Source organism: Vibrio sp. FE10 (assembly GCF_030297155.1).
Classification (GTDB): Bacteria; Pseudomonadota; Gammaproteobacteria; order Enterobacterales; family Vibrionaceae; genus Vibrio; species Vibrio apostichopi.
On record NZ_AP028067.1, the window covers coordinates 3,154,745 to 3,178,785 of the forward strand.

15 protein-coding genes are annotated in these 24,041 nt (G+C 45.4%); 12 read left to right on the plus strand and 3 right to left on the minus strand.

Features of this window, described 5'->3' with window-relative positions:
- Positions 1-8 precede the first annotated feature (8 nt).
- From QUF19_RS14000 to erpA, 3 genes are all read right to left on the minus strand, one after another.
- Entirely contained in the window at positions 9-3,122 is a 3,114-nt protein-coding gene (locus QUF19_RS14000) for an efflux RND transporter permease subunit (protein WP_286294698.1), read from the minus strand.
- A gap of 10 nt (positions 3,123-3,132) precedes the next feature.
- Positions 3,133-4,257: an efflux RND transporter periplasmic adaptor subunit gene (locus QUF19_RS14005; RefSeq protein WP_286294699.1), complete on the minus strand. Its 1,125-nt coding sequence runs from the start codon at positions 4,255-4,257 to the stop codon at positions 3,133-3,135.
- Between the two features lie 343 nt (positions 4,258-4,600).
- Complete coding sequence (gene erpA / locus QUF19_RS14010; RefSeq protein ID WP_004734539.1) at positions 4,601-4,942, minus strand: iron-sulfur cluster insertion protein ErpA; 342 nt, start codon at positions 4,940-4,942, stop codon at positions 4,601-4,603.
- Positions 4,943-5,238: 296 nt separating this feature from the next.
- On the opposite strand from erpA, the gene hemL reads away from it, so the two are divergent.
- The 12 genes from hemL to QUF19_RS14070 all read left to right on the plus strand — a co-directional run bounded on the left by hemL (position 5,239) and on the right by QUF19_RS14070 (position 24,014).
- Positions 5,239-6,546 carry a glutamate-1-semialdehyde 2,1-aminomutase gene (gene hemL, locus QUF19_RS14015; RefSeq protein ID WP_286294704.1) on the plus strand — a complete coding sequence of 436 codons (1,308 nt, stop codon included), beginning with the start codon at positions 5,239-5,241 and terminating at the stop codon, positions 6,544-6,546.
- 320 nt (positions 6,547-6,866) lie between these two features.
- On the plus strand, positions 6,867-7,952 hold the full coding sequence (locus QUF19_RS14020) for an AI-2E family transporter (RefSeq protein WP_017108746.1): 1,086 nt from the start codon (positions 6,867-6,869) through the stop codon (positions 7,950-7,952).
- Between the two features lie 110 nt (positions 7,953-8,062).
- The gene (gene rsmC / locus QUF19_RS14025) at positions 8,063-9,085 is read left to right on the plus strand and encodes a 16S rRNA (guanine(1207)-N(2))-methyltransferase RsmC (protein WP_102437740.1); all 1,023 of its coding nucleotides are present in this window, start codon (positions 8,063-8,065) and stop codon (positions 9,083-9,085) included.
- 216 nt (positions 9,086-9,301) lie between these two features.
- Positions 9,302-12,691 (plus strand): response regulator, encoded by a 3,390-nt coding sequence (locus QUF19_RS14030; protein WP_286294705.1) that lies wholly within the window; start codon positions 9,302-9,304, stop codon positions 12,689-12,691.
- A 708-nt stretch (positions 12,692-13,399) separates the two neighbouring features.
- A complete protein-coding gene (locus tag QUF19_RS14035; protein ID WP_102437736.1) occupies positions 13,400-15,082 on the plus strand; it encodes an ABC transporter substrate-binding protein in 1,683 nt (560 codons plus the stop codon).
- A 169-nt stretch (positions 15,083-15,251) separates the two neighbouring features.
- The gene (locus QUF19_RS14040) at positions 15,252-16,238 is read left to right on the plus strand and encodes an ABC transporter permease (RefSeq protein ID WP_102437734.1); all 987 of its coding nucleotides are present in this window, start codon (positions 15,252-15,254) and stop codon (positions 16,236-16,238) included.
- A gap of 2 nt (positions 16,239-16,240) precedes the next feature.
- Positions 16,241-17,266, plus strand: a complete 1,026-nt coding sequence (locus tag QUF19_RS14045; RefSeq protein ID WP_192889341.1) for an ABC transporter permease — start codon at positions 16,241-16,243, stop codon at positions 17,264-17,266.
- Positions 17,267-17,268: 2 nt separating this feature from the next.
- On the plus strand, positions 17,269-18,252 hold the full coding sequence (locus QUF19_RS14050; protein ID WP_102437730.1) for an ABC transporter ATP-binding protein: 984 nt from the start codon (positions 17,269-17,271) through the stop codon (positions 18,250-18,252).
- Positions 18,253-18,339: 87 nt separating this feature from the next.
- Positions 18,340-19,335 carry an ABC transporter ATP-binding protein gene (locus QUF19_RS14055; protein WP_286294706.1) on the plus strand — a complete coding sequence of 332 codons (996 nt, stop codon included), beginning with the start codon at positions 18,340-18,342 and terminating at the stop codon, positions 19,333-19,335.
- 96 nt (positions 19,336-19,431) lie between these two features.
- On the plus strand, positions 19,432-21,153 hold the full coding sequence (locus tag QUF19_RS14060; protein WP_286294707.1) for a glycoside hydrolase family 9 protein: 1,722 nt from the start codon (positions 19,432-19,434) through the stop codon (positions 21,151-21,153).
- 2 nt (positions 21,154-21,155) lie between these two features.
- Entirely contained in the window at positions 21,156-22,040 is an 885-nt protein-coding gene (locus QUF19_RS14065; protein ID WP_286294708.1) for a glucosamine kinase nucleotide-binding domain-containing protein, read from the plus strand.
- Between the two features lie 12 nt (positions 22,041-22,052).
- Positions 22,053-24,014: a beta-N-acetylhexosaminidase gene (locus QUF19_RS14070; RefSeq protein WP_286294709.1), complete on the plus strand. Its 1,962-nt coding sequence runs from the start codon at positions 22,053-22,055 to the stop codon at positions 24,012-24,014.
- Positions 24,015-24,041: the final 27 nt, after the last annotated feature.

A 24,041-nucleotide genomic window follows, 5' to 3' on the forward strand; every position in this document is an offset into this window, starting at 1 on the left:
ACCAGTACTTATCGTTCATCGTCGTTGCTTTGGATCATATCGGGTTTATTGTCTCGCCCTAGCATCAGCAAACAAGGCGTCAGCACCAAGGTTAGTACCGTCGCAAATGCCAAACCTCCAGCAATAGCAGTCGCAAGCTGTGACCACCATTGCGTACTCGGCGCGCCAAACTCTATCTTTTGATTAATCAAATCTATATTCATCTCTAGCACCATCGGCATCAAGCCTAAAATGGTGGTGACAGTAGTCAGCATTACCGGCCTTAAACGCTGAACACCGGTTCTTAGAATCGCATCTCGCCTATCCAAGCCTCTTTTGATTAACTGGTTATAGGTATCGATCAATACGATGTTGTTATTCACTACTATACCTGCCAATGCAATCACCCCAATACCAGACATCACAATGCCAAACGGACGCTGGAAGATAAGCAAACCGACAAACACACCGACCGTCGAAAACAACACCGCACTAAGAATCAAGAACGCTTGATAGAAGCTATTGAACTGAGTAATCAGAATCAACGCCATGACTGCAAGAGCAACCATGAATGCACTTTGTAAAAAGGCTGAAGAGTTTTCTTGTTCTTCATTCTGACCACGAATACGGAACTCAACGCTACTCGGTAGCCCTAACTCACTCAGCGACTGTTCGATCTTTGGCAGTTCGAGGGCAAGGTTATAGCCCTCATCCATATCCGCCATGATGTTCACCACACGCTTTCCATCAAGACGCTTAATCGTGTCTTGCTTATGGTCAGGAACAATCTGCGCGAAGTTAGTAATCGGTACTAAGCCTGCTGGCGTTTTTACTCTTAACTGATCAAAGCGTCCAATGTCTCTCTTATCATTCGGATAACGAACCAAGATATCGACCTCTTCTGATGAATCATCAGGTAGGTAATCACCAATCTTCAATCCGTTAGTGACGAATTGAACGGTATTACCAACTAAGGTCGCATCTGCTGCAAAACGTGCGGCATCGTCTCGGCGAATATCCACCTTCCAATCGATACCATCTTTGCTTGCAGTGTCGCTGATGTTGGTCAGTGCTTGATTACCATCCGCCCAGCTTCTGACGATCTTAGCCGCCTGATTGAGCTGTTCTGGCGTTTTGGCCGAGAGCTCAATCACTAAGTCATTTTCAACCGGAGGCCCTGCATCTGGAAACTTATATTCAATCTCAACACCAGCGTATTGATCGGTTTGCACTTTTAACTCATCAATGATCGCCTTAACACTGCGACGGTATTGCCAATCCACAGGGGTGATCGATATCAAACCAATTTGGTCGTCACCACCAGTACGCGTGTAAACGGTATCGAACTCATCATGATTTAACATCATCTGTTCAATATCGCGCATGATGACATCTTTCTCTTGGATGGATAGATCACCATGAGAACGAACTTTTACGTTAAAAAATGGAGGATCAACTTCTGGGAAGAACTCTGCACCTAGACCCGCTTTTGAATAAGTAAAACCAACCGCAACCGCGAGCAGTATCGCACTGAAGAGGATCTTAAATGGGTGTTTAATCGCAATCGAAAGTGTGTGGTAATAAGCCTTGGTTAAACCAGTAGCCTGTGAGAAATCACCATTGTGCAATGCCACCATTCGCGCTTGGCTTTGGGGTGATACGTATTGAGGTTTACCAATCAAGCCGCCTAACACTGGCACAAACAACAGTGCCATAATCAATGACGCGGTTAAGGTCGCAATCAACGTTAATGGCAAGAACTTCATGAATTCGCCCGTCACATCCGGCCAAAACAGTAACGGAGCAAATGCCGCCAACGTTGTCGCGGTAGACGCTGTTATCGGCCATGCCATACGCTTAGCGGCATCCCGGTAAGCGGCTTTACGTCCTTCACCTTCTTGCATTCGCCTGTCGGCAAACTCGGTAACCACAATCGCTCCATCAACCAACATCCCAACCGCCATAATCAACGAGAAGAGCACCACGATATTGACGGTTAAACCAAACACAGACAGCACCAATAACCCTGTGAGGAATGATCCAGGAATTGAAATTCCGACCAATAACGCGGTTCGAACACCAAGAATGGCGATGATAACGATCACCACTAAAATGATGGCGGATAAGATATTGTTTTGAAGATCGTTGAGCATGATCTTCACATCTTTAGATTCATCCCAAGTGTATTTGACCAATAGGTTATTTGGCCATTCAGCTTGCTGCTGAGCACCTGCCATTATTGCCTTGACTAGCTCAACGGTTTCAATGATGTTTTCACCCGCGCGCTTCTTGATATCCAAGACAACCGCGGATTTACCATCTAAATGAGCAAAACTCTCTGGATCTCGAAATGCTCGACGAACCGTCGCTACATCACCAAAGGTCACTACTTGCTTACCATCCACTTTAATTGGTAGCTCAAGCACGTCTTTTAGAGAGTTAAACACCGAAGGAACTTTGACAGAGAAACGTCCATAACCCGTATCTACAAAACCGGCCGCAACCACTCGGTTATTCAGAGCGATCAGGTTATAGATATCCGCTTGATCTAGGCTGTAGCTCTCCATCAACAAAGGGTCAACAATGATTTCGACAATGTCATCACGATCGCCTGCAATGTCGACTTCAAGGATCTGACGATAGCTTTCTAGTTTATCTCCTACTTCTCGTGCAATTTGTACAATAGTACGTTCAGGGACGGTGCCAAATAACACAACAGATAACACAGGCTGCTCAGACGCGAGTGTCACCTCATTGACCGTCGGCTCATCGCTATCTTCTGGCAATTTGGGCTTAGCCAGATCAACCGCATCACGCACATCTGCCATCGCTTTGGTGAGATCGACACCAACGTTAAACTCCAACACCACAGAGGCATGCCCTTCTGCAGCGGTTGCCGTCATCTCTTTTACGCCTTCAATTGACCTTAGTTCTTGCTCGATAGGGCGTACCAATAAACGCTCCGCATCGGTTGGCGAGATCCCTTGGTGCCCGACTGAAACGTAGATAATTGGAATAGTGATGTCTGGGCTCGATTCCTTAGGTATAGTGATATAGGTAATGACACCGGCGACAAGAATTAACGCCAAAAGGGAGAGCATTGTTCGAGCACGAGACAAGGCTGCATCAATAATTGAATACATCAGTTATCTCCTACTCTGCGGTTACGTTAGAGAGTTCAGCGCCTTGCTCAACCGCAATCACCGAATCACCATCACGAACAAAACCTTGCCCCACCGTGATGATATCGACACGCTGACCTAATCCCGTGAGCCAGACTCCATCTTGCTCAGCTTTCACCAGTTGAATACCGACAAATTTCACGATTGGTGAGTCATCAATTGAAACCAAAGTTTTAACTCCAAGGTTACCCGCCTCATCTAGTGCAAGCATGGCAGGTGTCACTTTGATAGCGTCTCTCGTTTCTAGATTGAGGGTGACTTCGGCACTGACACCGGCAGGTAATAGGCCATCGGAGTTATCGATTTCAATCTCAATTGGGAAGGTATTGGTTGAGGCTGAAGAGATTCGAGAAACATAACGCAGACGACCTTCTGCTTCTTCTCTCCCTAATAGGCGAACCAAAGCGGATTGATTGACTAACAAATGCTGGATATGACGTTCACTAACATCAGCCTCAATAACCAAAGGATCGAGGTCAATCACGCCAGCGACAGGATCGCCAACGCCAACGAAATCACCGAGCTCCACCATCAGATCTTGAACCACACCCGAGAAAGGTGAGGTAATCACGGTATTCTTTAAAGCCAATTCCGCATTGCGCTTCATGGCCTTTGCTTCCGTAAGTGAAGCCTCTGCGGTGGTATAGGCTATCTCGCCTTGCAGACCTCTTTTCTTCAAAGACTGCGCGGCTTTAAATTCTTTCTGTTTCAAACGATATAACGCAGATGCTCGCTCCAACTGGATCTCTAAATCGCCTTTATCAATCTGAGCAATGGCTTGCCCTGCTTTAACCGTATCGCCCTTAACAACATTCAGTCGGACGACCTTACCCGCAACTTCTGCTCCTAATCGAGCGTGCCTATCGGGCGCCGTTCGTCCATAGAGGTCAATCGTTTTGAAGGTCGGTGATGAGCTGAATGTTTGAAAGGAAACCTTAGCCAACGGAATCTCGGTCGCTTTTTTCTCAGGCGACTCTTCCGCTTGTCCCACTCCTAAGCCAAGCCAGATAGACAACAACATCACTAGAATCAACGAAACCAGCCACGGCTGCTTAAGTTTCTGAAAAAGAGGTGAGTTAGGAAATAGAGTGGGCATAACAAATCCTTTTGTCCGATGTAATTAAGGCGCGCCAATTGGCTCAACACTGTTATGTGCAACTTCCATATGCACAGAGATAACCTTAACAGACCAAAACCAAACGAAGTTGGACACTATCGACAGTTTAAAAAATATGCCGTGTACTAAAAGTGGAGGGAATGCGTTGAAAAATAATAGGTTAAATATCGAGGTAAGTACTGATTTCGGTGAAAAAGCCAAGCAGTCGACCGTGAGGCTTTGCTTACTGCGGTTTTTTAAGGAGTCTATAAACACAAAAACGCCGAACATAGGTTCGGCGTTTGCAGTATTTCTAATGTAGCTTCAGCTTTTTCAGTTCAAGCTATACGCTGAATGAAGCACCACAGCCACATGTTGTTGTAGCGTTCGGGTTATTAACAAAGAAGCGTGCGCCTTCTAGGCCTTCAGTGTAATCAACCATGCCGCCCATTAAGTACTGTAGGCTCATTGGGTCAACAACCAGCGTTACACCGCTGTTTACAATGGTAGTGTCGCCATCATTTACTTTTTCATCAAATGTGAAGCCGTATTGGAAACCACTACAACCACCACCTGTAATGTATACACGCAGTTTTAGTTCTGGATTTTCTTCTTCAGCAATTAGCGTTTGTACGCGGGTAGCTGCTGCATCAGAAAAAGACAATGGGATATTTACTTCGCTCACGACAACCTCTCTTACCTGTGTCAAAAACAACATGATACAAATCTAATTCGAGACCATAGTTGTTGAGTATTTTCTTATATTCTGGTGATTATCTAATACCTGACTGAAACGTTCAAGTATTCACCACAGGATCGGTCCTTTTACTGTTGTAAACTCGCCAGAATCTGACAATTAAAACGTGTAACCACACAAAACAACCAGATTCGGGGGATTATATCGGCGAAAGCATTCCTAGTTGGATTCGGGATAGGTACAATGCGAGCCAATTGGTCCGACAGTCAAAAGAGGATATATCAATGACCAAATCAGCAGAACTGTATCAAAAGGCACAGCAAACTATTCCAGGTGGCGTTAACTCTCCAGTGCGCGCTTTTAACGGTGTAGGTGGTTCTCCAATCTTCGTTGAGCGAGCTGACGGCCCACTTCTTTTTGATGCTGATGGTAAAGCATATATCGATTACGTTGGCTCTTGGGGTCCAATGATCTTAGGTCACAACCACGCGGTTATCCGTGAAGCTGTTATTGATGCGGCGCAACGTGGTCTAAGTTTCGGTGCTCCAACTGAAACTGAAATCAAAATGGCTGAGCTAGTATCTGAAATGGTTCCATCAATGGAACAGCTGCGTATGGTTAGCTCAGGTACAGAAGCAACAATGAGTGCGATTCGTCTCGCTCGTGGCTTCACTGGTCGTGACAAAATTCTTAAGTTTGAAGGCTGTTACCACGGTCACGCAGACAGCCTACTTGTAAAAGCAGGTTCTGGCGCACTGACTTTAGGTCAACCAAGCTCTCCAGGTGTTCCAGCTGACTTTGCTAAGCTGACACTAACAGCAACGTTCAACAACCTAGATTCTGTACGTGAAATCTTCGCGGCAAATAAAGGCGAAATCGCATGTATTATCGTTGAGCCAGTCGCTGGCAACATGAACTGTATCCCGCCAGTAGAAGGCTTCCATGAAGGTCTTCGTGGAATCTGTGACCAAGAGGGCGCGTTGCTGATCTTTGATGAAGTAATGACTGGTTTCCGCGTTGCAGAAGGTTGTGCTCAAGCTTACTACAACATCAAGCCTGACCTAACGTGTCTTGGTAAAGTGATCGGTGGCGGTATGCCAGTGGGTGCTTTTGGTGGTCGTAGAGATGTGATGCAGTACATCGCACCAACAGGTCCAGTTTACCAAGCAGGTACGCTTTCTGGTAACCCTGTTGCAATGGCAGCTGGCTACGCATGTCTTAAGCTATTAAGAGAAGAAGGCAACGAGAAGCGTCTTGCTGCGAAAACTAAACAGCTAGCAAGCGGTTTCAAACACCTAGCGGATAAACACGGCATCCCAATGCTGGTGCACCAAGTTGGTGGTATGTTCGGTTTCTTCTTTACGGATCAAGAAACAGTAACGTGCTACGAAGATGTAACCAAGTGTGATGTAGAACGCTTCAAGCGCTTCTTCCACCTGATGCTAAAACACGGTGTTTACCTTGCACCATCAGCATTCGAAGCAAGCTTTACGTCTCTTGCGCACGGTTCAAAAGAGATTGATGCAACATTAGAAGCAGCCGATCGCTGTTTCGCTATTATTGCTGCAGAAAGCAACGAATCAAACAGCTAACACTTTAGCTAAGCGTTTGAATTTAGGGCTGCATTACTGCAGCCCTTTTTAGTATTTGAGTCCTTGTTTTCAAAGTAAATACCTCGGCGACACAAGCTAGCTCTGTACTAAAAAGCCTTTAACGTTCCCAAAAAAGAAAAACCAGCAACATAATTGTGCCTAGAAACATTCGAAACCAAGGGATCTCTTTTTTTGTTTGCTGTTCTTCATCTTGGCATTTTTTATCTTTACCACAACATCCCATAATGCAAACTCCTCATTGCTAACTCTCTGTTTTGCAGCCATTATAAACTCAGAACGCCAATATAGAGACCATTACTGTGTCAGAAAAACTCAAAATCAATACAAGCCACTGGGTAATCATCATTGCCCTACTCGCGGCGGCTTATGCTTGTTTCTTACTTATCGAGCCTTATGTAAATTCCATAGTAATGGCATTCATCATCTCGTTGCTGATGTTTCCAATTCACGAATGGCTTGAAAAGAAGATACCGAATAAAGAGAACGTAGTCTCTCTACTTTCTTGTGTGATCCTCACTTTTATTATCGTCATCCCTTTATTGGCGGTATTTGCAGCCATCGTGCAGCAAGGCTCGTTATTTTCACAAAACACTTATCAATGGGTAACACACGGCGGCATTCAAACCTTGTTTGAACACCCTTTAGTCGTGAAAGCTTTATCGTTCGTGAACAATTATCTACCTTTTGACAATATCGAACCGAAAGCAATAGCCCAGAAAGTCGCAGAATTTGCGACCAGCTTTGGTTCAAAACTTGTAGGGATTAGTGCGAAGATCCTTGGTGATGCGACTAACTTCTTGATGGACTTTTTCTTAATGCTGTTTGTCTTGTTCTTCTTATTAAGAGATCACGATAAAATCATCAGCGTTGTTCGTCATATTTTGCCTTTATCTCGCAGCCAAGAAGACAAATTGCTAACCGAGATTGAGCAAGTTTCTAAATCAGCCGTGATGGGCTCATTCTTAACCGCAATAGCGCAAGGTTTTGCGGGCGGCTTAGGTATGTGGATTGCAGGCTTCCCTGGTCTATTCTGGGGCACAATGATGGGCTTCGCATCCTTCATTCCCGTGGTTGGTACTGCGCTTATCTGGATTCCAGCAGCCACGTACTTATTCCTGACGGGCGATACCACTTGGGCTATTTTCCTAACGGTATACTGCGTTGCGATTGTAGGCTCGATTGATAACCTATTGCGCCCGCTATTAATGCAGGGCAGCGCTGGCATGAACACCCTAATGATCTTCTTCTCATTACTGGGTGGTATTCAACTGTTTGGCTTAATCGGCCTGATCTATGGCCCACTGATTTTTGCTATTACGATCGTCCTTTTCAATATTTACGATGAAGAGTTTAAAGACTTTTTGAACCAGCAAGACAAGAGTTAACCAGCTCAATGTCAACTTGGTTGGCGAACGAGTATTAAACACTTCAAGCTTTGGGCGGATTATGCGAAAATCCGCCCTCATTTTTTGCTAACGATTCAATAGAGTGTCCTATGTCCGCCTACATTGCCCCAAGCCAGATTGCTCAACGTCAACTCGCCTACTTTGAAGGCAAACATGTTTTAGTTGCTGGTGAGGCAGAAGACTTATTCCCTGTTGAGTTAGCCAAACACTGTGAATCTGTCACCGTGTATACCTCTAATTACAGCTATTACCGCCAATTGGATAACTGCAGCTCGATTCAACGTTTTTACGGTGCTGAATTTACCGAAGAGACCAAAGCTGACTTGGTGATGCTGTATTGGCCAAAAGCAAAAGCGGAAGCTGAGTTCTTACTCGCGATGCTGTTTGCAAAATTAGGCAAAGATACAGAAATCGTTGTTGTTGGTGAAAACCGCTCAGGCGTGAAAAGCATTGAGAAGATGTTTGCCCCTTATGGCAAGGTCGTAAAATACGATTCAGCGCGCCGTTGTTCTTTTTACTGGGGTCAGTGCTTCGAGCAACCGCAAGCGTTCAACCTACAAGATTGGTTTAAAACCTACGAAGTTAGTATTGATGAACAATCACTTACTGTTAAAAGCCTTCCTGGTGTATTTAGCCACGGTGCATTCGATGTGGGCAGTCAACTTCTGCTAGATACTCTGCCGAAACTAAAAGGCAAAGTACTGGATTTTGGTTGTGGTGCCGGCGTGTTAGGCGCGGTTATGGCATCTCGAAACCCTGATATCGAGCTAGAAATGTGTGATATCAGCGCGTTCGCAGTCGCATCAAGCCAAGCAACCCTCGAAGCCAATGGTCTAACGGGCAAAGTTTTCGCTTCTGATGTTTATTCTGATACGTCTAAAGACTATCAGTTCATCATCAGTAACCCGCCTTTCCACTCAGGATTAGACACAAGCTACAGCGCAACGGAAACTCTGCTAGCGCAGGCGCCAAAGCACCTCAAGCGCTCTGGTGAGATGATTATTGTTGCAAACAGCTTCTTAAAATACATCCCTATTATTGAACAAGCGTTTGGAAAATGCGCGACTCTAAATAAGACCACAAAATTCGCGATATACCACGCAAACAAGTAGCCTATCTAACACAGCGCAGGGTCATATTCTGCGCTGTCTGTTCATATTTCTATCAAAACTCTATAAAAATGAGCTTTTGCACACGCTTTAAATACCACTTACTTGTCAAAGTAAAAAAACTCGTTAATTTCGTTAAATTGGAACCCATTAATTCTATTCTCTGTACTTGTTTTCGCCCCTTTTAGCAGTACATCAAAGGAAAGTAGTACCCAATTTATGTTTAGATTCTATCGAAAGCAGAAGTTTAAGCGCCTTCAAAATACCCTAATGTTGGCGTTTCTCGTCCTCAGTATTACCCCAGTGACACTTATCGCGATCTTTTTCCTTCAATCGCACAGTCAGGATCTTCAAGAACAAAGTACTTCGCACCTTGTTTCGGTCCGTGATACTAAGCAGCAGCAAATCGTCGATTACCTACAGGCACAAGAGTCGCAAGTCATGGGCTTTGTTCGCTCAGAGCTAGCCAATGCCAGTGGTGGACGTTTCTACGGTTTAATCAATGCCTTTCAACGACTCGGCTTAGATATTGATGAAGCGCGCAGCAATGCTCAACAGCGCTACATTCAAGGTTCAGGCGATCAAATCAAAACATCTATACTTCCTGAGTCGAGCAGTTTCATCGGAAGCGAACGCTATCGCTTGCTGCATAAGCGCTACCATAACTCATATCAAGAACTGCTTAAGCGTTCAGACTTTGATGACATTCTATTAGTCGACATTAACGGCAACGTCGCTTATTCCGTATTTAAGCGTGATAACTACGGGACCAACTTACTGACCGGCAAATACAAAGATTCAAACCTTGGGGTCACCTTTCAAAGGCTGACTAAGGACGTAACAGACAAGCGTAAATCCAACGAAGATTACACCCCTGTTATCGTGTCTGACTTTAAAGACGAAAACGGCAAGCAAACCGCATGGCTCGGTGCGCCTATTGTTCAACAAGGGTATTTGCACAGCTATGCGATGTTCAGACTGCCAATTAACGGTATTACCAAGTTGATTGCTGATCTAAACAAAAGCTCAAATATTCAAACACTTCTTGTTGGTAGTGACCACTTACCTCGTAGCCTTGCTCACTCTCAAGAATCGATTAACCTGAGCTTAGATGTTGTCGACAAAGCTCTGGCAGGTGAAACCGCAGTAGGCACGTTTGACAACACTCTCGATCAAGCGATCATCGCTGCTTACACCCCGATTGAGCTTAAGTACGCTACTTGGGCATTGGTTGTCGAGCTGCCAGAAAAAGAGGCGTTTGCTCGCATCCATCAATTAGAAAAGATCTTCGTGATTGTGATGCTAACAGCGATCATTCTCGTGTTTGTTGCATCGCACTACTTATCGAACTTCATCACCTCGCCATTGTTAAAGCTCACTTGGGCGGCCGAGAAGGTCTCCGCTGGCGATCTTGATGAAACGATGATCAATACCGAGCGTAAAGACGAAATAGGTCGCCTAGCTGTCAGCTTTGAAAGGATGCAGCGTTCTATTCGTGAAAAAATGCTGCTGATTAAAAGTCAAAATGATGAGTTAGAGGACAATCTCAAAACGATTCAAAAACAAAACGAAGAATTGCAGCTTGCCAATAAACTGAAAGATGAATTCTTGGCAACGACTTCGCATGAACTCAGAACACCACTGCATGGCATGGTTGGTATCGCAGAGGCACTAATATCTGGTGCCAACGGCCCTATTCCTGCCAACCAGAAGTACCAGTTGGATATCATCATCAATAGCGGTCAGAGATTGGCGACCTTGGTCGATGACCTGCTCGATTACCACAAGATGCGCTATGGCAGCTTAGATATTAAGAAATCAGCCGTAGATTTGTCTGCTGCCACCAGCTTAGTGCTTGAGTTATCTCATCATCTGTTAGGCAACAAACCAATCCGTATTATCAACCAAGTGCCAAGTGATTTAGGGTTAGTCTCATCTGATCCTCAACGACTGGAACAGGTGATGTATAACTTGGTCGGCAATGCAATCAAGTACACATCCGAGGGTAAGATTGTTATCTCAGCAAGCGTTATCGACGACAACATTCGTGTACAAGTTGTCGATACCGGCCAAGGTATCCCAGCAGAGTACCTAGAACACATCTTTGAACCACTCATTCAAGCAGGCCAAGACTCAAGTAACTATCGCCAAGGTGCAGGGCTTGGGTTGTCCATTAGTCGTCAGCTGATCGAGCTAATGGGTGGCTCATTGTATGTAAGTAGCCAGCCTATGCTTGGGACGACCTTCAGCTTCACATTACCTTTAGCTACCCAAGAAGAATTGGATAGTTACAATGAATCAGGGAGCTACTCTCACTTCCAAGCACCTGATTTGTTTGATAACGCACAACAAGAAAACAGCGTTATCAGTGAAGACCCGAATGGCCCGTTGTTAGTGATTGCTGACGATGAGCCGGTCAACTTACGCGTGTTAGACAGCTTCTTAAAATTGGAAGGCTATCGAGTTCGCACCGCATGTGACGGTCCGGAAACGATTGAACTGATTGAGAAAGAAAAGCCTGAACTGCTTCTACTCGACATCATGATGCCGGGCATGAGTGGCTATCAGGTGTGTGAAGCGCTGCGTAAGCAATATGACCACGCACAACTGCCAATCATCATGCTCACTGCACTCAATCAAGCAGAAGACCGTGTTCGTGGCTTTGAAGCGGGTGCCAACGATTACTTATCCAAGCCGTTTAACAAACAGGAACTGGCAGCTCGAATCACAGCGCACTTATCGGCAAGTAAGGCGGAACAGAGACGCCTTGAGAATGATCAGCTGCAACTGGAACTCAAACACCGTGCCATGGTTGAAGCTAACCTGCTCGAAACTCAAGGACGCTTGCTAGAACAGTTAGAATCAGCTCCAGAAGCCATTATCTGTATTCGAGAAGACCAACGCATTCGCTTTGCCAACGAAGCGGCAGCGAAACTGTTTAGACGCGGACAAGAACAACTGAAGCGCTCAATGGCCGACGAAATCATTGCCCCTAAATACCTCAAGGTGGAACAAGCTCACTACTGTGGTGACATCGATATCTATATTGATGACACGCGTCAGCGCATACCAAGTGACATTCTCAAACTACCTGAAGGCTCAGGGCTCGACACCATGTATATCTTCAATGTCGGTGGTGGTGTTAACTCGAACCGTATCAATAACCTTGAAACGGCGGTTGAGGCGCTTTCAAGCTACGCCTTTGAAGGCGACAAAGACAAACTGCAGCAACTGAAAGAGCTCGGTGGTGAGTTCACTCGCCTTGCTGATAAGGCAACCGGTGAAGGTAAAAACAAACAAGAGCTAATGCGCGAAGTGTTAGTGGAGGCGATGACCAATGCGATCATTTATTGGGAGTCAGTCACAGGTGAAACCAAGTTTGCTTTCGCAGAGAAGAGTGGCTTGTGGCGTGTTTATTTAGACCGAAGCACGCTTCAAACTCGCACCTTAGATAAATATCTACGCTTTGAAACCTTACCGAAAACGCCTCGCTGGCGAACGGTATTGAGCTCTATCGAGTTTATTTTAGAGCACTGTAAAGAACAGACACCTGAAAGAACTCACATCGAGATGCTCAGAGACAAGCTACAGAAATTACTGACCAGCTAATCCTGAACTAACATCACGATACTTTAATAATGGAGCCCACCTCGTGTGGGCTTTTTTGTACATGACATTTCGATTCAAAGAGCAATACCATCTGCTCGAATGCACTTTTTTCACGTCTTTAAACAAGAGAAATATCACGTTACTTGAGCTTCAACGCACCTTTAAAAAGTCGCGCTTACTCGCCCTATTCTCCGCCTTTTCTAACCGTTAGCTGACTCTTTGTTGCAGTTTGAGAAGCGAGTCACAACAGAACGGCAGATTTAATTTTCTAGGAAAATTTAACGTAAAATCAGCAAGTGACCAAGATCTACAATTACATCAATGTAGAGCAAGGGCATATAATTAAAGACCAAACAAGTAAGTAAACACTTACACTTTATCACAACCACAAATTCAATTGCGAGTCACATCACCATAACAATTGCGCGCAAAAAACCACCAAAGCACCCTATTTTGACGTTAATGACGTGTGGTTATGTGTTTTTAACGTTTTTGACGGGAAACGAGTTTGATTAATTCATCGATAAGGTGTTTTCTTACTCCTGCCAAAGGCCTACAGGCCACTCTTACCACTTCTCAGAAGAAGCAACAAATCTGGAGCAACGAAGAAGAGGTAGGCCTTTAACTAGAGTGTGTATCTACTAAACAATTAGCGACAGATAACATTCAATCCATTAGTGAAATGAAAGCAAATAGTAAGGAACAGCTATGCTTGCCAATATAAAAAAAACAGCACTAGCAACAGCAATTATTGCAACTGCTACAACAGGTTTTGCATCAGTAGCAACTGCTGCAGAACGCAGCGAACTGACCGTTCACCCGAAAGAGTACACTACATTCGTACGTAACTTTAACCCGTACCTTGGTGCTACTAACCTACATACTACGACTGACTTCATGTATGAGCCGCTAGTAGTATTTAACGAAATGCACGGTAACACTCCAGTGTTCCGTCTAGCTGAAAACTTCAAGATGTCAGATGATCTGATGAGCGTTGTTTTCGACATTCGTAAGGGTGTTAAATGGTCTGATGGAGAAACTTTCTCTGCTGATGATGTTGTTTTTTCTTTCAACCTTGTAAAAGAGAAGCCAGAGCTTGACCAGTCTGGTATCAACTCTTGGGTAACTTCTGTAGAAAAACTGAACGATCACCAAGTTAAGTTCAGCCTAACAGAAGCAAACTCGAACGTACCTTATGAGATTGCTAAAGTACCAGTAGTACCTAAGCACATCTGGAAAGACATTAAAGACCCATCAACTTTCACTAATGAAAATCCAGTGGGTTCTGGTCCATTTACAGAGATCGATACATTTACAGCGCAACTTTACATTCAGTGTGAAAACCCGAACTACTGGGATGCTGACAACCTAGATGTTGACTGTCTACGTGTTCCACAAATTGCGAACAACGACCAATTCCTAGGTAAAGTTGTAAACAGTGAAATGGATTGGACGTCTTCTTTCGTTCCAGATATCGACCGCACATACGCAGCAGCTAGCCCGAAACACCACTACTGGTACCCGCCAGCAGGTACACAGGCATTCATCGTTAACTTCAAGCACCCTGATGCTGCGAAGCATGAAGCATTGAGCAACGTTGAATTCCGTCGTGCTTTCTCTATGGCTCTTGACCGTCAAACGATCATCGACATCGCATTCTACGGTGGCGGTACAGTAAATGATTTCGCTTCTGGTCTTGGTTACGCGTTTGAAGCTTGGTCTGATGAAAAAACTCATGACAAGTACAAAGGCTTCAACACTTACAACGCTGAAGGCGCGAAGAAGCTTCTTGCTGACGCTGGCTTCAAAGATGTAAACAAAGATGGTTTTGTTGATACTCCATCTGGTAAGTCTTTCGAACTAATGATCCAATCGCCAAATGGCTGGACTGACTTCAACAACACAGTTCAACTAGCGGTAGAACAGCTAAACGAAATCGGCATTAAAGCGAAAGCTCGTACGCCAGACTTCTCTGTGTACAACCAAGCGATGCTTGAAGGTACATACGACGTAGCTTACACAAACTACTTCCACGGTGCGGATCCATACACGTACTGGAATAGTGCTTACAACTCATCACTTCAATCTGGTGATGGTATGCCTCGTTTCGCGATGCACTTCTACCAAAACGACAAGCTAGATGGTCTTCTAAACAGCTTCTACAAAACAGCTGATAAGAACGAACAGCTAGATATCGCACACGGTATTCAGCAAATCATCGCTGCAGACCAAGTAACGATCCCTGTGATGTCTGGTGCTTACATGTACCAATACAACACAACTCGCTTCACTGGTTGGTGGAACGAAGAAAATCCAAAAGGCCGTCCAAACATTTGGGCTGGTATTCCAGAGCGTCTACTTCATGTACTGGACCTAAAACCAGTTAAATAAGTAATCGTTCAATCTTTGCGGCGTAACTTCTTACGCCGCTTATAAAAATCCCCACACTCTCAATTGAAAGTATGGCGCTAGTCGTCAGGGGATTTTTCGTTCCAAATTTCGCTAGGAGCGACCTGAATCCAGAAACAGGGAAACAATCTGGGTGAGTAAGGTGTGAGTTATGGGTTATTTTTTAAGACGTTTGTCATTTTATTTTGTCGCGCTATTAGTTGCAGCGACGTTAAACTTTATTATTCCAAGAGCAATGCCTGGTGACCCAGTTACCATGATGTTTGCGAACGCTTCTGTACAAGTTACTCCTGAGCGTATTGCTGCAATGAAAGAACTATTAGGCTTCGTTGATGGCGGCTTACTGGTTCAATACGGCGCATACATGAAGAACATTCTAAGCTGGGAGCTTGGTACATCAATCCAGTTCTACCCACTATCAGTAAATACGCTGTTAGGTGGCGCATTCGGTTGGTCGCTTTTCTTAGCTGGCACCGCAGTTATTCTTTCTTTCTCTATTGGTTCAATCCTAGGTATTTTTGCAGCGTGGAAACGTGGCAGTAAATACGATGCATTTGTTACTCCAGGGATGCTGATTCTACAAGCCGTTCCTCAAGTGGTTATTGCAATGATTGCACTATTTACCTTCGCAATCGGTTTGAAGTGGTTCCCAACAGGCTACGCCTATACCGCAGGTACGATACCTGACTGGACAAGCTGGGCATTCATTAAAGACGTTGCGTACCATGCTTTCTTACCTTTGGTGTGTGCTTCCATTGTTCAAATTGGTGGCTTCCTAGTAAACATGCGTAACAACATGATCAACCTACTAGCAGAAGACTACATTACGATGGCTAAAGGCAAAGGCCTTAGCGAAAACCGAGTGGTATTCAACTACGCAGCTCGTAACGCGATGCTACCAAGTGTCACTGCGCTTTCTATGTCGCTAGGTATGGCTATCGGTGGTCAGTTAATTATCGAAATCATCTTTAACTACCCAGGTCTTGGTAGCGTACTTTTCAACGCAATCAATGCTCGTGACTACCAAGTATTACAAGGTCAGCTACTTATCATGACGCTGTTCATGCTGTTCTTTAACCTAGTTGCAGACATGCTTTACGTTGTTCTTGACCCTCGTCTTCGTAAGGGTGGTAAATAATCATGAAAGACTTTCTAAAACTCATTTGGCGTAACCCGATGGCCCTAACTGGCGTCATCATCCTAAGTATTTTTATCCTTGGCGCAATTGCTGCTCCATTGATCACTAAACACGTACCAGACAAACGTACAGGTAATCCACACGAATACCCTGGCTTCGTCGTTAAGTCTGCACAAACAAGCCCTGATGGCTGGGTTGCTCAAAACCTAGCAGACGACCGTCGTACATTGATTATGTCTAAAAAGGCAGACCACGTACTTGGTACAACTCGTATGGGTCGTGACGTTTGGTCACAAGTGGTATACGGCGCACGTGTATCTCTTGCTGTAGGTTTTGGTGCAGGTCTAACTGTATGTCTACTCGCAACGGTTATCGGTGTTTCTGCAGGCTACTTTGGCGGCCGTGTCGATGACATTTTAACCGCCGCAATGAACATCATGTTGGTTATCCCTCAATACCCATTACTGTTCGTAGTTGCAGCCTTTATCGGTGAAGCAGGGCCACTCACCATAACCTTAGTTATTGGCTTTATGTCCTGGGCTTGGGGCGCGCGTGTTGTTCGTTCTCAAACCTTGGCACTACGCGAAAAAGAATTTGTAAAAGCAGCAGAAGTTTTGGGTGAATCTTCATTCCGCATCATCTTCGTTGAGATTCTGCCAAACCTTATCTCTATCGTTGGCGCGAGCTTCATCGGCTCGGTGATGTACGCAATCATGATGGAAGCAACGATTTCGTTCCTAGGTCTTGGTGACCCGAACACAATCAGCTGGGGCATCATGCTTTACAACGTTCAAACCTCTTCATCAATGCTAATTGGCGCTTGGTGGGAACTATTGGCTCCTTGTATCGCATTGACACTACTTGTAACTGGCCTTGCACTACTTAACTTTGCTGTCGATGAGATTGCTAACCCTCAACTGCGTTCTCATAAAGGCATGAAGCGTTGGAAGAAGCTTGCAGCTCAAGACAAAGAAGAACGCGAACCTGACTTACCACCACAAAATGCACTTTGGAGCGGAGATAAATAATCATGTCTAAACCATTAATTTCTATCCGTAACTTATGCGTGGATTACATCACAGAAGCTGGCGATGTTCGCGCGTGTAACAACGTAAGTTTTGATATCGCTCCAGGTGAAGTATTTGGCCTAGCCGGTGAATCTGGCTGTGGTAAATCAACCGTCGCTTTCTCTTTAATGCGTCTACATAAGCCGCCAGCATACATCAGTGGCGGCGAGGTTATCTTCAACGGTGAGAACATCCTGGAATACAGTGATGAACGCATGCAAGCGTTCCGTTGGAGCGAGATGTCGATGGTATTCCAAAGTGCAATGAACGCACTGAATCCAGTATTACCAATGGAAGAGCAGTTCTGTGACGTGATTATGCATCACACCAACATGACTCGTGAGCAAGCGAAAAAACGCGCTGAAGGTCTACTTGAGATCGTCGATATTCACCCAAGCCGATTGAGTGACTACCCTCACCAATTCTCTGGTGGTATGCGTCAACGTTTGGTTATTGCTATCGCTCTCGCGCTGAATCCAAAGCTGATCATTATGGATGAGCCAACAACAGCACTTGATGTGGTTGTACAACGCGAAATCCTACAAAAGATCTACGCACTGAAAGAAGAATTTGGTTTCTCGATTCTGTTCATCACCCATGACTTATCATTGATGGTCGAGTTCTCTGACCGTATCGGCATCATGTACTCAGGTGAGCTTATCGAGATTGCGAACTCTCAAGATATTCTAGAAAACCCTTTCCACCCTTACACCAAAGGGCTGGGAAGTTCTTTCCCACCGCTAACTGGGCCAAAAACCAAGTTAGCAGGTATTCCAGGCAACCCTTTGAACCTGTTAGAGATTCCTGAAGGGTGTCGCTTCCAAGCTCGTTGTGACCGTGTACATGAAGCCTGCACTAAGGTGCCAACCTCACTACGTGCAATCGAACCGGGACATTTGTCTAACTGCCACCTGTACGGCGACCCAATAGTACAAAGGAAGCTATAGCTTGCACGCTCACTCAGCGTGAACAAATAACAAAGTGGTTTAACCGCTCTAAAACAAGCAAAGCGAACAAGGATTCTGGAGACAATTATGAGCAAAAATTTCGGTCAGTTATTGGTAGAAGGTAAGAACGTCGTAAAAGACTTCCCAATAAGCAGTACCACCATTCAAACCCCGATGATGCGTGCGATTAACGACGTGTCATTCAAAATGTACAAAAGCCGCGGCCTAGCGGTGGTTGGTGAGTCTGGCTCAGGCAAATCAACAACGGCAAAAATGATCGCAAAAATGTATGCGCCATCAGGCGGTACGATCGAGTACAAAGGCCGTGACATCCAAGAGATCTCAAGCAGAAAAGATCTTATGCATTACCGTGAAGGCGTGCAGATGGTGTGGCAAGACCCGTTTGGTTCCCTGAACCCAACACATAACATCTTCCACCACATTGCTCGCCCATTGTTGATCCACAAAAAAGTATCTCCAGGCAACAAAAAAGAGTTACAGGAACGTGTGTACGATCTTCTAGAGCAGGTTGGCTTAATCCCACCAAAAGCAACGGCAGAAAAGTACCCTCACCAACTCTCAGGTGGTCAACGTCAACGTGTCAACCTAGCTCGTAACATCGCGGTAGGGGCAGAAGTTGTATTAGCCGATGAACCAACATCAATGCTTGATGTATCGATTCGTGCTGGTGTTTTGAACCTGATGGAAGAGATGAAGTTTGAGAAGCAAATGTCTCTGCTTTACATCACTCACGACATCGCAACGGCTCGTTATATTGCTGAAGATCTTTCAGTGATGTACGTAGGACACATGGTGGAATGGGGCGATACCGATGACGTTATTGCTAACCCTCAACACCCTTACACCCAACTGCTGGTTTCTGCAGTTCCAGATCCTAAGAAATCTATCCACGACCAACTAGCAGGTAACAAAGGGGAGATCCCTCTTTGGACACCAGTATCTGCAGGTTGCCCTTTTGCAGGCCGTTGCACTCACGCAATGGACAAGTGTAAAGAGCAATTACCGGGTGTCACTCAACTCGCAGAGAACCATTTTGTGCGTTGTTACCTACACGAAAGTTAAGCAATAAATGCCCGTTAGGGTCTGCGGACCCTAACTATTTATCCTAAAAATTTCAGGTACCTAGCCATAAGAAACTAGGGCTTTTGGAGAACATTGATGCTGTTATTGACCAACCATATTGGCTACGAATCCACGGCTCCAAAGCAGGCTATCTTACAAACTAAGAAAGCTCGCTTATCAAGTACGACTGCACTATTGGTGTGTGCCGACAACCATATTACCGTGGGCAACTTCGATGTTGTAAAGCAAGGCCGCGTAGCAAACTGGCATCAAGGACAATTCTTCACTATCGATTTCAGTTCATTCACTGAACCTGGTCGCTACTACCTGCGCTTTGACAATCTGCGTTCAGAAGTCTTCGAGATTGGTAGCAACCTACTAATGAACCACACGTTTTCTGATGTGCTTCATTACTTTAAGTCTCAACGTTGCGGCGGTACTTTCGACAAGAAAGATCAACAGGCGCAAATTCTGGGCACTGACAGATACGTCGATGTCCATGGCGGTTGGTACGACGCATCTGGTGACGTAAGCAAGTACTTTAGCCACCTGTCTTATGGCAACTACCTAAATCCTCAACAGATTCCTATGGTAGTTTGGAACATGCTTAAAAGCGTGCGCTTAACCAGCAATAATCCAGACTTCCCGAAATTCTCCATGACTCGCCTGACTGAAGAAGCCCTATTCGGTGCAGACTTCTTAGTGCGCATGCAAGACGCGGCTGGATACTTCTATATGACGGTATTCGACAAGTGGAGCAAAGATATCAATCAACGCGACATCTGCGCTTATGCCACTCAGGAAGGCCATAAATCAACCGACTTGCAAGCGGGCTATCGACAAGGTGCAGGCGTTGCTATTGCAGCATTAGCCGCAGCTTCTGAACTTGAAACCTCTGGCAGTTACTCTAGCCAAACCTATCTTGATACAGCTGCGAAAGGTTACTGGCATCTAAAAGAGAACAACCTCCAATACCTAAATGACGGTGAAGAGAACATTATCGATGAGTATTGTGCCCTACTCGCTGCCAACGAGTTGTTCCGAGTTACACAAGATTCTCAATACTTAACAGAAGCAAGAACTTGGGCTAGTCGCTTGATCGCTCGTCAGCAATCCGATGACTCATTTGCCCATTTTTGGTCGGCTAACTCTGATGGCTCTCGCCCTTATTTCCATGCAGCAGAAGCCGGCCTTCCAGTGATTGCTCTGTGTGAGTACATCGACAATGAAACCGATGCAGTTCTGAAAGAACAAACTCGCACGGTTGTTGAAAAAGCATGTCAGTTCGAAATCAATATTACCGACAAAGTCATCAACCCATTTGGCTATCCAAGACAATACGTTAAGTCTGTCGATGGTGATAAGCGCGATGCCTTCTTTGTCGCTCAACAGAACGAAACAGGTTACTGGTGGCAAGGTGAAAACGCACGTCTTGGTTCAATTGCGACCATGGCGTACTTAGTTCAACCACACATTCAAGATACCGAACTTCAAAAGCGCTTAATCCAGCTTTCACAAAACAGCCTTGATTGGATTTTAGGATTGAATCCTTACCACATGTGTATGCTCGATGGTCACGGTCATAACAACCCAGATTACCTACCTCAGCTTGGTTTCTTTAATGCGAAAGGCGGTATCTGCAACGGCATCACAGCTGGCTTTGACGATGAACAAGACATCGCATTCAATCCACCAGTTCAAAAAGACGACATGCTACAAAACTGGCGTTGGGGCGAACAATGGATTCCTCATGGCGCGTGGTACTTACTGGCAACAGCGGCACAATTCAACCAGTTAGCACAGTGTAAGGATCAATAATCATGACTCTTTACTACGTAGGTATTGATGGTGGAGGCACTTCTTGCCGAGCTCGAATTAGAGATGAACATGGCAAACTCATTGGTGAAGCTAAGAGCGGCAGTGCCAACATCCTGTTGGGCGTTAATGTTGCGATGAATTCGATTGTTGATTCCATCACCAAAGCCGCACAACAAGGCCAACTCGACTCTGATGACTTTTCTAATATGCATGTTGGATTAGCACTGGCTGGCGCAGAGCAAAAATCAGCATGGCTCGACTTCATGGCACAAGCACACCCTTTCGCAAGCATGACACTAAATACCGACGCTTACGGCGCTTGCATTGGTGCTCACAATGGCCAAGACGGTGCAATCATGATCGGTGGCACAGGTTCATGCGGCATCTACTTAAACAACGGCGAGCAACATGTTGTTGGCGGTCGTGAATTCCCAATTTCAGATCAAGGTGGCGGCGCAGTCATGGGCCTTCGTTTAATTCAGCAAGTTCTACTCGCTGAAGATGGCATTCGTAACAAAACTGCGCTGACTCAACACGTTATGAATCATTTCAACAATGATGTTGATGCGATCGTGGCGTGGTCGAAAGGCGCGATTCCAAAAGATTACGGTCAATTCTCACCTGTCATTTTTCAACTAGCTAATGAAGGCGACGAACTGGCTATCGAGATGCTCAAGCAGACTGCAGCCGATATCGAAATGTTTGTACTAGCGCTGCATCGAAAAGGCGCTGACAAGGTGTGCTTAATGGGAAGTATCGCTGAACGCATTCTCAACTGGCTATCACCACCAGTACAGCAATGGATCGTTAAACCTCAATTTGACGCTATCGAAGGCGCATTGATGTTTGCCGGAAAATCACAACACAACTTGTATCAACAGGCTTAGCAGGGAAGTTATATGAATTATCGCATCGACTTAGCTGTTCTTTCTGAACAAAAAAATAACTGCCGATTCGGCCTTACGGTACATAACTTAAGTGACCTCGACGTACAAGATTGGTCACTGCATTTTGCCTTTGACCGATTCATCCTTCCTGAGAGTTTATCGCAAGGTGAACTGACTCAAGTAGGAAGCTTTTGCTCGTTCAAACCAAGCTCTCCGGTGTTAAAGGCGAACAACCATTACTACTTTGAATTCAGTATTCAAAGCGCCCCATTCCGCTTCTATTCGGATGGCCTTAATGATGCCTTTATCCAATCACATCACCAAGGAGAAACATCGGTACTGCCTGTTGCTATATCACCGATTGTTCTGGCTTCACCATATCGTGAACGCAATCAAATTCCTGAAGTCAGCACAGCTCAAGTGGCATTGATTCCTCAGCCAAATCATATCGAATTTCAGCAAGGTATTTTCGCGCTAAGTAGTTTCGCGCTAAGCAGCAAATGCAAGATTGAGGTTCAATCTCACCTTGCCAATAAAGCGGTCTCTTGGCTACAGCAGGAACTGCTCTCTACCTTTGAAATATCTCTTTCGAATGATCTTTCAACTGAATGTTCAAAAGACGAAAACGGCGACATTCTATTTCGCAGCAATCCGACTTTAGACGAAGCCGAGTACAAACTCACCGTCACGGCACAACAGATAACGGTTGAATCAGGTAGTCAGTCTGGCTTCACACACGCCGTGGCAAGCTTGATTCAGTTGGTACAACAACAGGATGCCGAGAACTTCTCTGTTCCATGTTGCAAAATCGCCGATCAGCCTCGTTTCAGATACCGAGGCATGATGTTGGACTGCGCTCGTCACTTCCACTCGGTAGAGCAAGTGAAGCGTTTAATCAATCAACTGGCACACTACAAGTTCAACGTATTTCATTGGCACCTGACTGACGATGAAGGTTGGAGGATTGAGATTAAGAGCCTGCCTCAGCTGACTGAAATCGGTGCTTGGCGTGGCCCTGACCATGCGTTAGAACCGCAATACACACACCTTGCTGAAAACTATGGTGGCTTCTACACGCAACAACAAATTCGTGAAGTGATTGAGTATGCAGAGCAGCGCAGTATCACGGTTATTCCTGAAATCGATATCCCAGGACACTGCCGCGCCGCTATCAAGTCACTGCCTGACATGCTGGTAGAGCAAGCGGACACCACGCAATACAAGAGTATTCAGCACTACAACGACAATGTGTTAAACCCAGGTTTGCCAGGTACTTACCAATTCCTAGATGCCGTTATTGAAGAAGTGGCAGAGCTTTTCCCTAGCGAGTTGATTCACATGGGCGCAGATGAAGTACCACCTGGCGTGTGGAGCAACAGCCCTGCTGCTCAAGCTCTGATGAAAGAACATCAATATCAAGACAGCAAAGATCTACAAGGCCATCTATTCCGCTATGCCGAGAACAAGCTTAAGCAGTTAGGTAAGCGCATGGTGGGCTGGGAAGAAGCACAACACGGCGACAAAGTCAGTAAAGAGACCATCATCTACTCGTGGCTCAGTGAAGAAGCTGCAGTGAATTGCGCTCGCCAAGGCTTTGATGTGGTGTTGCAACCGGCACAGTTTACCTATCTCGACATGACCCAAGATTATGCACCGGAAGAACCGGGCGTAGATTGGGCTGCTGTCATCCCATTAGAACAAGCTTATACCTACGAAGCGCTTGCTGAAATATCCGACACCGACCCAATTCGTAAGCGGATCCGCGGAATTCAGTGTGCTCTATGGTGTGAGATCGTCACCAATCAAAAGCGTTTGGATTACATGGTATTCCCAAGAATTAGCGCTTTAGCTGAAGGATGTTGGACACATAAAAACAACCGAAACTGGCTAGATTACCTATCTCGCCTAAAGGGTCACTTGCCGCTACTCGACAGACTCAATGTTGATTACCGAAACCCTTGGAAAGCTCAATAAAACAAAGCCACAGCACACTCATACCGA

Bases quoted from the DNA above. Each gene is read 5' to 3' on its own strand.
- QUF19_RS14070 (WP_286294709.1), top strand. From the start codon at position 22,053: ATGAATTATCGCATCGACTTAGCTGTTCTTTCTGAACAAAAAAATAAC.
- QUF19_RS14035 (WP_102437736.1), top strand. From the start codon at position 13,400: ATGCTTGCCAATATAAAAAAAACAGCACTAGCAACAGCAATTATTGCA.
- QUF19_RS14055 (WP_286294706.1), top strand. From the start codon at position 18,340: ATGAGCAAAAATTTCGGTCAGTTATTGGTAGAAGGTAAGAACGTCGTA.
- rsmC (WP_102437740.1), top strand. From the start codon at position 8,063: ATGTCCGCCTACATTGCCCCAAGCCAGATTGCTCAACGTCAACTCGCC.
- QUF19_RS14065 (WP_286294708.1), top strand. From the start codon at position 21,156: ATGACTCTTTACTACGTAGGTATTGATGGTGGAGGCACTTCTTGCCGA.
- QUF19_RS14005 (WP_286294699.1), bottom strand. From the start codon at position 4,257: ATGCCCACTCTATTTCCTAACTCACCTCTTTTTCAGAAACTTAAGCAG.
- hemL (WP_286294704.1), top strand. From the start codon at position 5,239: ATGACCAAATCAGCAGAACTGTATCAAAAGGCACAGCAAACTATTCCA.
- QUF19_RS14045 (WP_192889341.1), top strand. From the start codon at position 16,241: ATGAAAGACTTTCTAAAACTCATTTGGCGTAACCCGATGGCCCTAACT.
- QUF19_RS14060 (WP_286294707.1), top strand. From the start codon at position 19,432: ATGCTGTTATTGACCAACCATATTGGCTACGAATCCACGGCTCCAAAG.
- QUF19_RS14030 (WP_286294705.1), top strand. From the start codon at position 9,302: ATGTTTAGATTCTATCGAAAGCAGAAGTTTAAGCGCCTTCAAAATACC.
- QUF19_RS14040 (WP_102437734.1), top strand. From the start codon at position 15,252: ATGGGTTATTTTTTAAGACGTTTGTCATTTTATTTTGTCGCGCTATTA.
- QUF19_RS14050 (WP_102437730.1), top strand. From the start codon at position 17,269: ATGTCTAAACCATTAATTTCTATCCGTAACTTATGCGTGGATTACATC.
- QUF19_RS14000 (WP_286294698.1), bottom strand. From the start codon at position 3,122: ATGTATTCAATTATTGATGCAGCCTTGTCTCGTGCTCGAACAATGCTC.